The organism is Neobacillus sp. KR4-4 (genome assembly GCF_042136325.1).
Lineage (GTDB): Bacteria > Bacillota > Bacilli > Bacillales > Cytobacillaceae > Neobacillus.
Map to the genome: position 1 here is coordinate 73,111 of NZ_JBHHJU010000026.1, position 11,624 is coordinate 84,734.

10 protein-coding genes are annotated in these 11,624 nt (G+C 35.9%); 4 read left to right on the top strand and 6 right to left on the bottom strand.

Translation table 11 applies throughout. From position 1 onward, the window contains the following. Positions 1-41 precede the first annotated feature (41 nt). The 6 genes from ACE198_RS21740 to ACE198_RS21765 all read right to left on the bottom strand — a co-directional run bounded on the left by ACE198_RS21740 (position 42) and on the right by ACE198_RS21765 (position 7,066). Entirely contained in the window at positions 42-455 is a 414-nt protein-coding gene (locus ACE198_RS21740; RefSeq protein WP_098576420.1) for a MerR family transcriptional regulator, read from the bottom strand. Positions 456-604: 149 nt separating this feature from the next. Then, on the bottom strand, positions 605-1,345 hold the full coding sequence (gene map / locus ACE198_RS21745; RefSeq protein ID WP_375377007.1) for a type I methionyl aminopeptidase: 741 nt from the start codon (positions 1,343-1,345) through the stop codon (positions 605-607). A 139-nt stretch (positions 1,346-1,484) separates the two neighbouring features. Next, complete coding sequence (locus ACE198_RS21750) at positions 1,485-2,285, bottom strand: hypothetical protein (protein ID WP_251459845.1); 801 nt, start codon at positions 2,283-2,285, stop codon at positions 1,485-1,487. A gap of 268 nt (positions 2,286-2,553) precedes the next feature. Then, complete coding sequence (locus tag ACE198_RS21755; protein WP_375377008.1) at positions 2,554-4,065, bottom strand: pyruvate kinase; 1,512 nt, start codon at positions 4,063-4,065, stop codon at positions 2,554-2,556. Between the two features lie 185 nt (positions 4,066-4,250). Beyond that, positions 4,251-5,609 (bottom strand): arsenic transporter, encoded by a 1,359-nt coding sequence (locus ACE198_RS21760; RefSeq protein ID WP_251459847.1) that lies wholly within the window; start codon positions 5,607-5,609, stop codon positions 4,251-4,253. Between the two features lie 383 nt (positions 5,610-5,992). Continuing rightward, positions 5,993-7,066, bottom strand: coding sequence for a hypothetical protein (locus ACE198_RS21765; protein ID WP_375377009.1), 1,074 nt, complete (start codon positions 7,064-7,066; stop codon positions 5,993-5,995). Between the two features lie 335 nt (positions 7,067-7,401). On the opposite strand from ACE198_RS21765, the gene ACE198_RS21770 reads away from it, so the two are divergent. The 4 genes from ACE198_RS21770 to ACE198_RS21785 all read left to right on the top strand — a co-directional run bounded on the left by ACE198_RS21770 (position 7,402) and on the right by ACE198_RS21785 (position 11,411). Next, positions 7,402-8,487: a CotH kinase family protein gene (locus tag ACE198_RS21770; protein ID WP_098576415.1), complete on the top strand. Its 1,086-nt coding sequence runs from the start codon at positions 7,402-7,404 to the stop codon at positions 8,485-8,487. A gap of 139 nt (positions 8,488-8,626) precedes the next feature. Beyond that, complete coding sequence (locus ACE198_RS21775; protein WP_098576414.1) at positions 8,627-9,124, top strand: hypothetical protein; 498 nt, start codon at positions 8,627-8,629, stop codon at positions 9,122-9,124. 59 nt (positions 9,125-9,183) lie between these two features. Then, positions 9,184-10,542: a hypothetical protein gene (locus tag ACE198_RS21780; protein WP_375377010.1), complete on the top strand. Its 1,359-nt coding sequence runs from the start codon at positions 9,184-9,186 to the stop codon at positions 10,540-10,542. Positions 10,543-10,733: 191 nt separating this feature from the next. Then, complete coding sequence (locus ACE198_RS21785; RefSeq protein ID WP_098576412.1) at positions 10,734-11,411, top strand: DUF2642 domain-containing protein; 678 nt, start codon at positions 10,734-10,736, stop codon at positions 11,409-11,411. Positions 11,412-11,624 lie beyond the last annotated feature (213 nt).

An 11,624-nucleotide genomic window follows, 5' to 3' on the forward strand; every position in this document is an offset into this window, starting at 1 on the left:
GGAATACACCTCCTGTTTTTTACGTGTTAAATTCTTTTATTCTAGCCAAATAGTAATAATAATGATTGTGCGAGTGTACGGCCTTCAGACGAAAGTCTATTAACAAGCACATCTTTTTGTTGATGGTTTAATCTTTGTAGAATTGGTTCCATCACGTTTATTTCTTCTTTCAAATGCTGCATAATACTTGCAATCTGTTCAAAATGTTTTTCTACTTTTTGTTTATCGATGGTGTTGTCTGATTTAATTAATTCAATCGAAGACTTTATTTCTTCCAGTGGCATATTTAGATTTTTATAGTGTTCAATCATATTTAAAATCTTAATACACTCTTCTCCGTACAATCGATAATTTGAATCCGTCCGAATAGGGTTTAGTAAGCCTATTTGGGTGTAATAATCAATGGTCCGCTTAGAGATATTCTTCAATTTAGCTATTTCACCAATTCGATACAACTTCCCAAATTACTCACCCCTTCCAAAATAAATGTTAGTACAAATATACCACATTTCAAACCATACAGTCAACGTAACGGTTTGAAATGTGGTTTGAAGTTGACAAAATAAAATATAGAACTGGAAAATGTTCTATATCTTACTTTTCATTATCGTGTTAAAATCACCGGTCCGTTTTTAGTGATAATCAACGTATGTTCGTATTGTGCTACAAAACTTTTTTCTGTAACAAATGTCCAGCCATCATCCAGTTGAAACACTTCTTCATCATGTGTTGAGATGAATGGTTCGAAGGCAATGACCATTCCTTCCCTTAACAAACCATTGTCAGAAGTTTCATTGTAATTATAAATATATTCAGGTTTTTCGTGGATAGTGCGTCCAATTCCGTGTCCAGTCAGATTTTTAATTACGGTTAATCCATGATTTTTAGCTGTTTGGAATACCACTTTACCCATTCCATTAATTTTGGAGCCTGGTTTGGCTTTTTTTAGGCCAGCTTCAAAGGCTTCTTTTGCCACAGCACAGATCTTGCTTAAAATTTCTTCCCCTTCTCCAACTACAATCGAGATGCCGGTATCAGCAAAATAACCGTTCTTGGAACCTGAAACATCAATATTTACCAAGTCTCCTTCTTTAATTACACGACTGCTCGGAATTCCATGAGCCACTTCTTCGTTTACACTAATACATGTAAAGCCAGGAAAATCGTATTCACCTTTTGGAGCTGAAATGGCTCCTTCCTTCTCAAATAAACCAGCAGCTATATCATCAAGTTCTTTAGTGGTTACTCCAGGTACCGCTTGTTTCACTAATTCATCGCGAATCATAGCAACAATTCTGCCAATTTCTTTCAAGCCATTAAAATCTTCTTCGGTCTTTGCAATCATTCTTTTTCCCACCTATAATTTTATCTTAAGTAATGTACACCTATTAGATTGTACATTTATCTACAGGTAAAATCCAAGGATTATAATTATTAAGGGTAAAAAAATACAGAGTTAATCCAGCTACTCTGTATTTTTTCAATCATAAGGTTTTTATTTTTTTGATAAAATTAATTTCGAGTTGAAATTTTTCGAAGATTTCTTTATAGGTGGAATTAATTAATAGCGGAAAGAGGTTTTCGATCGCTTCTTCGTACTTTTGTCCTAAAGCTTCCCGAAGAAAGACATATTCATGAAAAAGCAGCGCTTTTTCAAAATCAATTCCTAATTGGTGCAGGCCTTTATACAATTCCTTCTTTGGTATTTTTAAAATTTTGTTAAATATTTTAATGTTTTTATCAATGAATTTTTCTTCTAAATACCGTGTGACATAATCTGTGTACACCATCTGCCCAATCGCATTCGTTTCATTTTTCGTATAATTAAAGCCTATCACTCGATCTTCCTTGTTTTCACGGATGATAAAAGTTTTACTGCCTCGTAAGTGGGTAATAAAATTTTTCACGCTCTTATCAAAAATTTTATCAAATTGAATGATTTTTTGCAGTTTAACGGCAAAATCAGTATGTTCTTCACCAACTACAAATAGCCGGTCAACAATCGGTAATAGTTTTAATACCCCCTCTGACAGTTGACTGGAAGCATCATAAATAATAATATCATATTCATTTTTCATGATTTTAACTTTACGTTTTTGTTCCATTAGTGATAGTTTTGAAAATTCATGGACGAGTTCGTTTGTTATTTCTTCTTTTTCTAAAGTCCCGTACGAAATAAATGCAGCAGATACATTCGTATTTAATTTAAGCCAATTATAGATGGATAAGGCCAATTCAGTGACACCTGATTTTGCTTTTGGAGAGTAGAAGCCAACTAAATACATATCCTCACATGCCTTTTATATAAATAGTATTCAATAAGGAGGGAAGTGTTAAAGACAAGCGACTACTTTATTTAAGTTTTTAGGAAATACACAATGCTCCCACGTCTCACCGGCTAAAATTATGCTCAAAATGTTGATGCTTTTCTTATATATATGTCAGGCTCCATTTAGTATGTTATTTGTACATACGTCTATTTTTTTCACAATCAAAAAAGGTTAGGAGGTTCACAGATAATAAGTGGACAAAGAAACATGGCTCAAAACAAACTCACTTTTTTGACCAACTATTAAATACATTGTATTGAGCAGTTAAATTTAAAGAACCCCTTTGTTTTTTTGGCAAATTCCTTGATTCTGTTTTTAATAATTTTGTAAGTAATACTAACGAATCAATAATATATGGACCTTTATTAAGCATGACACAATCTGCTCGTTTTCCATAAGAGGCATCTGTAATTTCTGAACGTGTGGGGAGTCCTTTTTTTGTTAATCTTTCTAAAACGCCTGTTGCCCAAATAACTGGAATATAAGAAACGGCACAGATTTTTAATATCTCATCTTGCACATATGATAAGTTTTCAGGACCTACCTCAACGGAGAGGTCACCTCTTGCAATCATAATACCAAATGACCTGAATTTTAATCCTTCACAGATTATTCTTGCTAATTGATGGACTGCATCCTTCGTTTCGATTTTTGCAACCACCGCCATATGAATAGCGCTATGTCTCTCTAATTCATCATAAAGTTTTTTAAGGTCAAGTGGAGAGTGGACAAATGATAATCCTAAAATGTCAGCGTGTTGGATAACAAAAGGTAAATCGCCAATATCCTTCTCAGTTAAGGCACTTACATTCAAACTTACTAGTGAATCAGGCAAATTCAGACCTTTCCCCTCTTTTATTCTAAATTCACGGACTACAGTTGAACTAATCTTTATTTCAATGAATTCCTTTGTAACTTTAAGAACAACTCCTGAAATCTTTCCATCATCAATAAAAATTGGATCTCTGATTTGAACATTACGAAAAGCTTTCTCTAATGTAACTGGGACACCTGCAGGATAGTTTGTTGTTGCTGGATGCGCAAGTTTTTCTGAGTCAAGGTATAAACGTAAATGGTCTCCTGTTTTTACGGTTATTTTGACATGATTAAGTTTTCCGATGCGAACCTTTGGTCCCGCTAAATCCATAAATATTTTGCATGTTTTGTTAATATATTTCCCATTTGCTTTTAGCCTTTTTTCCGCTGTTTTTAAATTTTCTATTAGTTGTTTCCATAAATCTTGATGACCATGAGCACAGTTTATTCTTGCAATGTTCATCCCATTTACTAATAAATCTTCTAGTAGGGCTTTATTGTATATCATATTCTCATCTAAGGTGACCATTATTGTTGATTGAAGTTGAGTATTCTTTTTACCTAGGAGTACCTCCGAGCGGTTCTCCATAATGGTCCGTGATTCTAGGGGAGTGGGAACAAAAATCTTTTTGGAAGGAAACTTGGTAACATTCAAATTCTCTAATATTTTTTCTAAAGAGTATAAAACGTGCATATGCGATTGCTCAAGTGTCGGAAAGCCGTTTTCCACCAACTTTTGCCGTAATTCAAGAGTATCTTGTTCAAGAAAGGCTAGATAAGCCCATAAGTTATCCCGATTTTGAATTCCATCACTTACTGGGATGCTACTAACATTCTCCTCGCTTAATTGGATTATATGGTTATAAATCTTTAATAAATGTTTCTCCAGGTCTAGATTAGTCGTTGGAGAATTAACCACATCTTTTCACATCCTTAAGTCCGAAAGGTTCTATTTTTCTTATTATTAATTAAATGTAAAAGGTTTTGTATTAATGAATATTAAGATTAAAATATTGGAATTTTTAGAAATGGATGAATGACATGAGAACCGTTTTGGGGCAAAGGTAAAGTAAAGGACTCATCAAATGATGAATCCTGTTTTTATTATGCTGCAAATACCAATAATAGCCATAAGTATAAGCTAATGAGGGTGAAGACCATAGTGGCTGGGATAACAACAATGGTAACTTTAATATATTCCATCCATGTTATTCTTATTTTATTTGTTTTTAGAATATGCATCCATAGGAGTGTTGCAAGAGTACCGATTGGAAGGATAAGCGAGCCAATATCACTGCCAATGATGTTAGATAAGTAAACGGTTTTTGTTAATAACGGAGTTAGTCCCATATCGGTCAAGGCAAAAGTGGATAACATTAAGGCTGGATGATTGTTAAAGATATTTGAGAGAAAGGCAGTGATTGCCCCCATGGTTAAGCTTGCATGAAACAAACTGTCATTAACGATTGGTTTTAAATAGCTTAATAGAAGCTGCGACAATCCAATATTGTGTAATCCGTAGATGATGACATACATACTAAAGGCGAAGATTAATATATGCCACGGTATTTTTCCTGCTACGTCTTTTGGGTTTATCTTTAAATAAATCCATCTCCAAATCAATAAGATCATTGAACCACATACAGCAACCAATGAGACTGAGATGCCAATAAAGGAAGCGACGAAGAGACTAATCCTTACAAGGAAAACGAAGATCAACATAGTGATCATGAGTTTCTTTTGTTGGTCAAATAAGCTTTCTGACCCTTGTTGGAGTGGATGGTATGGGCGGTTCTTTTGCAGTGGGATTGAGTAGGAGTGGAAGCGGATTTCTGTTGGAATATCTTTTTTGAATACTAGGTATAAAAGATAGGATAAAAATAGTAATCCTAGTACTCCGGGAACAAACATCATTTCCGTTTGAAGATACAAATCCATACCAATGATTTTCAATGCAATTAGATTAACGATATTACTAACACCGATTGGGGCGCTTGAGGCAGTTGCGATTAACGCGCCGCTTAGTAGGAATGGAATCTTCTGCCGGTTCTTTAACTTCAAATTATTTAATATTAAAATCAATATCGGTGTTGTTATTAATATACTTCCATCGTTGTTAAAAAATAGAGTCATCAAAAAGCAGAGTAATAAGGTATTCCAAAACAATCGGATTCCGGACCCCTTTGAGAGCTTTAACATTAAAGCTGCTGTCCAACTAAAAAAGCCAAAACTTTCGAGTACGATCGCCATAACGATTGTTGCGATAATAGTAATTGCTGCCCCAGTGACCTTTGAACTTATGTCAAGTAAATCTCCGATCGAAACGCTTCCACTTAAAAAGACGAGGATGGCGCCTAATGCAGCAGGTATTGCTTCGTTTATATTTTTGGGACGGATAAAGATCAAGACCATTGTTAGAATAAAAGCGGAGATGGTGATAATTACCGTCGATTGATAATACATAAAAGTTATTTTACTCCCTTCACTTAAGTTTCCTTCGTAAGTTTCCGTTTATTCAATCTTGTCCTTTACTTCATAGTACGTCCTTATGCACCAGCTTGTTCTAAACGAATATCTCGTAAAGGGAGTAAATCAGCATCTAACTAGAAATATTTTCAAAAATTTTTCTAGATTTTTACCTATTTTTATAGCAATAGTCGAGTGTCACTAATACTCTTTGTTGGGTTTATGTACGAATTAATGAATAAAAGGCGCAAGCGCTTGTTTCGCGATTATACTAGCCTTACGGCGTGGAGCTGGATTCAAAGAACTAGCTCTATTTATCAACAATTTTATTAAAATATCCTATACTATAAAAAAACCGATACTGTTTAAGTATCGGTCGCTTACTTTGTATTCTCAACCTTTAGGGCCTTTTTTCCCGCTACTGCCACTGCTTCCAGAACTGCTGCTGCCTGAACTGCTGCTTCCAGTGCTGCCGCAGACGCCAGAACTGCTGCTACCTGAACTGCTGCTGCCAGTGCATTCGTTACTGCCAGTACTGCCAGTGCTGCCGGTACTGCCGGTACTGCCAGTGCTGCCGGTACTGCCAGTGCTGCCAGTGCTGCCGGTACTGCCAGTGCTGCCGGTGCTGCCGGTGCTGCCGGTACTGCTGGAGCTGCTGGAGCTTCCTGTACTGCTGGAGCTGCCGATGCTGCCAGTGCTGCCGGTGCTGCTGGAGCTTCCTGTACTGCTGGAGCTGCTGGAGCTTCCTGTACTGCTGGAGCTGCTGGAGCTGCTGGAGCTTCCTGTACTGCTGGAGCTTCCAGAGCTTCCTGAACTGCCGCTGCTTTGTTGTCCTTTTGGACCTTTAGGACCTTTTCCGCTACTAGAACTTCCACTGCTGGAGCTGCTGCCTGAACTGCCACTGCCGGTGCTGCCACTGCCGGTGCTGCCACTACTTGTGCTGCTACTTCCAGTGCTGCTACTTCCAGTGCTGCCGCTGCCGGTGATACCACTTCCAGTACTACCGCTACTTGTGCTGCTACTTCCAGTACTACTACTGCTTGTGCTGCTACTTCCAGTGCTGCCGCTGCCGGTGCTGCCACTTCCAGTACTACCGCTACTTGTGCTGCTACTTCCAGTGCTGCCGCTGCCGGTGCTGCCACTTCCAGTACTACCGCTACTTGTGTTGCTACTTCCAGTACTACTACTGCCTGTGCTGCTACTTCCAGTGCTGCCTGAACTGCCGCTGTTGCCTTGTTGTCCTTTAGGTCCTTTAGGCCCTTTAGGTCCTTTTCCGCTGCTAGAACTTCCACTGCTGCTTGAGCTTCCACTGCCGCTTGAGCTGCTACTGCTGCTTGAGCTGCTACTGCTGCTTGAGCTGCTACTGCTGCCTGTGCTGCTACTGCTGCCTGTGCTGCTACTGCTGCCTGTGCTGCTACTGCTGCTGCTGTTGTCAGAGCTACCGCTTGTGTCACTACTGGTGCTATTACTGCTGTTCGTTCCAGTAGATCCTGTACTATCTGAGGATGATTTATTGCTGCTTGCTTTTTTACCTACAGGATTGTTATCCAAAAAGCCAACTAAGCCATTTTCTTTAGCTTGCGAAAGTAAATGCTCAATATCAAGCTTTAGTACCATTTCTCCACCACTTTCCTAAACATTTTTTCTATTCTATTTCAGATTATGATGAATTCATCTATTTGACATAGACAATCATATATTTTTTTTAGTCTGATTTTTTTTTAGTTATATACACATTCGTTTGTGAGGATGCATATATCTAGAAAAAATATGACTTAGGAGAATTCAAGTGTTAAAATATGAAATTTTAATTAATCCGAAGTGGTTAAGAAAATTGGATAATGACATTTGGAATGATGAATTAGTACCAGCGATATTAAAAATAGGTGAAGATCGTATTAATATTAAAGTTGCTTATAGAGGAAACGTAATAAGGGATAAGAAAAAAAAATCCTATCGAATTGTGTTTCAAAAGCCGTTCAAGATTAATGGGGCTCATGAAATTCACCTCAATGCAGAATTTTCAGATGTATCATTAAGCAGGAATAAACTATCGCTTGATTTCTTTGATCGAATTGGCGTCATCTCTCCACACTCGCAGCATGTTCTGTTGTATATCAATGGTTATAATAAGGGTATATATTTAGAGATTGAATCCTTTGATCAATATCTCCTTAAAAAAAGAAAATTGCCGGATGGACCTATTATTTATGCAACCAATAATCGAGCAAATTTCTCTTTATTAACCAAGAAAAAAGAAATAAAAAAAAGGTTGGATCAAGGATACACAATAAAATATGGCGAAAAAGAGGATATCGATGATTTGCGTAACTTTATTGCTATGATTAATGCGCTAAATAATGAAGATTTTGCAAAGGAAATCCCAAAAGTATTGGATGTAGAGAAATACTTAAGATGGGTAGCTGGAGCGGTATGTGTTCAGAATTATGATGGATTTATCCATAATTATGCATTATATAAAAATGGTGAAACAGGACTTTATGAAATTTCACCTTGGGATTATGATGGTACCTGGGGCAGAAATCTTCATGGCAGAAAACTTGATTATGACTATGTACCATTAACTGGATATAACACACTTTCTGCAAGACTTTTCCACTTTCCGCAATTTAGAAACCTTTATAACGAAATTTTAACAAGTATTTTGGAAAACGATTTTACTCTAGATGTTCAAAAACCTATTATTGATGGCTTATTCGAAACCTTAAAACCACATATTAGTCTAGATCCGTATATAAAGACTACAGCTGATACCCTTGAGCAAGAAAAAAAGGTTTATTTTAATTTTATAAAAAAAAGAAACACTTATCTAAAGAAAGAATTAACATCATTTTTTAAGGTGAAGAGTATATGAAGTTCAATCATATACTTTTTTTTTGCCTATTTTTCCCCAAAACAGGAAAAAAAGGCTACTTTATTAGTACAACATCATACCGTGATACATATAGATGCAGTGTAAATGTTTATTTAATTTGAAGGAGGAAAAGATTTTTATGAATAGAGACATGATGAAGTCTTTGGTGGGTAAAATTGTTAAGATCGATCGAGGTGGCCCAGATTCAAGAATAGGTAAATTAATGGATGTCTATGATGACCATCTGGTCCTTCTTACAGAAGATGATGGTGTCGTATACTACTGCACACATCATATTAAAAGTGTGACGGAGAATGCAAAGGATCAGTTAGAGTTCGATATTGAGGTTCCTGAAGAATTCGAATTTAAAAAAGCTGATAGCTTTCAGGGGATGTTATCTTCCTTAATGTACCAATGGGTCAAAATTAATCGTGGAGGCCCAGAGAAATTAGAGGGTGTATTAGGAGAAGTAGCTAATGATTATGTTTCTTTAATTAATAAAGAAGAAATCGTTCGCCTCTCGATGTTCCACATTAGAAATATTAGCTACGGATTAAAAGTCGAAAAGCCTGAAGAAGATGTTGAAGGTCAACAGGAGCATCGGAATGGCTCAGGCAAACAAAAGAAAGACAAATAAAAACCATATCGCTTCTCATTAGGAGAAGCGATATAGTTATCTCCAAGGAGGACACTTAAATGGGTTTAGATAAAATCTCATCTTCGTTGGATTTATTATTAGGCTATAATGTAAATCTATATATAGGTGAAGAGATAGTTAATGGTAAACTGATTGGTGTAGAGAGAGATCACATCATCGTGGAAGACAATAATAATTATGTCTTTTATTATAGTTTTGAACAGATTCAAGCAATCACAAAAAATACGAAACTTTTTCAGAGTGAAGAAACAACAGCCAATTTTATAAGAACACAAAGTTTAACCGAGGTGTTAAACTCCTTTAAAAACAATTGGATAACCATCCTTTGTGTAAATAAACAAAAATTTAATGGCATAATGAGCCAGGTGGATGAAGATTTTGCAACACTCATTAATGGAGAAGAAAAAATCTTAATTAAATTAAGCCAAATTTCTAACATTTTAAAAGGATACGTTAATCAAGAAGGAACAAACAGTGCATCAACTAATGCTAGTTCGCAAAGTAATTCAAAAAATGAAAACAGTTCTAACCATAAATCTGATTCTTCCTCCAAAAAAAATGAAGATGCTAAGAATAAATCTGATTCTTCTTCCGATAAAAGTGATAACAAATCAAAGAATAAATCTGATTCATCATCTTCATCATCTTCATCATCTTCATCTTCATCCAAAAGAAGTGATAAAAAATCTAAGAGTAAATCTAACTCATCATCATCATCTTCCAAAAGAAGTAAAAACAAATCTAAGAATAAATCGGATTCCTCTTCCAAGAAAACTAGTAACAAAACAAAAAATAAATCAGACGTGACCTCAAAGGAAGACAGCAGCAATTCAGTTAAATCTCCATCACTAATGGAAAAAAGTGAAATGGAGCATAAGATTGAAGCAATCGAACCTAATAACACTATGGTCTGGTCACAGCCAATTAAAATTGAATCTACTATGGTTCAATCCAAGGAGGAAATTCCTACAAATATCTTTAGGGCAAAAAAATCGCAAACAAATGAAAAGGACTCTTCAAAATCATCATTTGAAATGGGAACTAAGGATAATAAGTCTGAAGATACAAAGCGGAGCAATTTGAAAGAAAACCATCAATCAGATGGAATGAAAACAGCTAAAGAAACAGCAACTATTGTAAATACAGAAAATAATCCTGCACCACCATTTAAAGTACAACTGACTGAAGCAAGAGCAACGAAAACTCAAGAGACGGTAAATTCTGCTAAGAAAACAGAACATGAAACTACATTAAACAGCAGTCAAAATGTATGGAAACAAAAAGAACCTGAGCAAAAGGTCCTTCGATTTGCTGGTGAACCAGCAAATAATGACAGTCCAAGAACTTTCCCATTTGCGGGATGGCCAAATAGAAACAACCGGGTAACTAGATTTTAAATTTATGAAATATAAATTGATAATTGAATAGTAGTATTTGTTTACTCCCCATAATTCCCCTGTTACGATCCCCAAACCCCATACAAATATGAGGTGGGCATTTCAAAACGAAGTATCCAAGGTATCGGTTAATCGTGTTTTCAGCCCACCTCTTTTTGTAAATGGGAAAACAAAAGAAAGGATGTGAGAATATGAAGTTGAAAGATAATATCGGTAAATATATCCAATTAGAGATTTCTGGGAAGAAAATGATTAAAGGATTACTTATTGATGTAGGCAGCGATTTATGGGTTATTTTTAATGGATATGACTACCTATACATCCCAGCTATACATTGCCAAAACTGGCGTTATTTAACACAAGATGAAATTAATAACTTCGATGGAATTTCTCTTAATGACGAACCAGCACCTATTTATAATAATAACGAAGAAATCTCATTGCGAAAAACATTAACAGCCGCTAAAGGGATTTTTACAGAAATATATGTAACGAGTAACCAGGCTTTACATGGTTATATTATTAGTATTATGAATAATTATTTTGTCTTCTACTCGCCAATTTACAAAACCATGTTTATCTCATTAAACCATTTAAAATGGTTAATTCCTTACACAAATAATCAACGTCCTTACGGTTTAAGTAACGCAAATCTACCAGTGAATCCAAGTAATATTACCTTTGCAAGATCATTTGAGGTTCAAATTGAAAAGTTGACTGGGGAATTGATTGTCTTTAATATCGCGGAAAATGAAAATGTTATCGGAAAGGTAAAAGCGATTAAGGATAATTTTGTGGAATTAATTGGCGCAAAAGAAGATCCGGTCTTTATTAATCTTCAACATATAAAAACAATCCATATGACTTAATGTCTAAAATTAAGTGTTCGAGTGGGTAATTAGTGAACAAGCACCGGCTTTTTTTTCAAAAAAAAACAGAGTGTCTAGAGACACTCTCAGACTGTCGACAAATCCGAAGGATTTCGGGTTTTAAATCGACAGTCTTTTTTGTTTGGCTACATTAAACTAGTCTGTTGATTTCCGTTCCAGGCGGCTTCGCTTTCCGCGGGCGGTTCGGGGAGC

What these genes read in the sequence shown, in the direction of transcription:
- ACE198_RS21760 (WP_251459847.1), bottom strand. Translation starts at nt 5,609, where the DNA reads ATGTATTATCAATCGACGGTAATTATCACCATCTCCGCTTTTATTCTA.
- ACE198_RS21750 (WP_251459845.1), bottom strand. Translation starts at nt 2,285, where the DNA reads ATGTATTTAGTTGGCTTCTACTCTCCAAAAGCAAAATCAGGTGTCACT.
- map (WP_375377007.1), bottom strand. Translation starts at nt 1,345, where the DNA reads ATGATTGCAAAGACCGAAGAAGATTTTAATGGCTTGAAAGAAATTGGC.
- ACE198_RS21780 (WP_375377010.1), top strand. Translation starts at nt 9,184, where the DNA reads ATGGGTTTAGATAAAATCTCATCTTCGTTGGATTTATTATTAGGCTAT.
- ACE198_RS21775 (WP_098576414.1), top strand. Translation starts at nt 8,627, where the DNA reads ATGAATAGAGACATGATGAAGTCTTTGGTGGGTAAAATTGTTAAGATC.
- ACE198_RS21785 (WP_098576412.1), top strand. Translation starts at nt 10,734, where the DNA reads ATGAAGTTGAAAGATAATATCGGTAAATATATCCAATTAGAGATTTCT.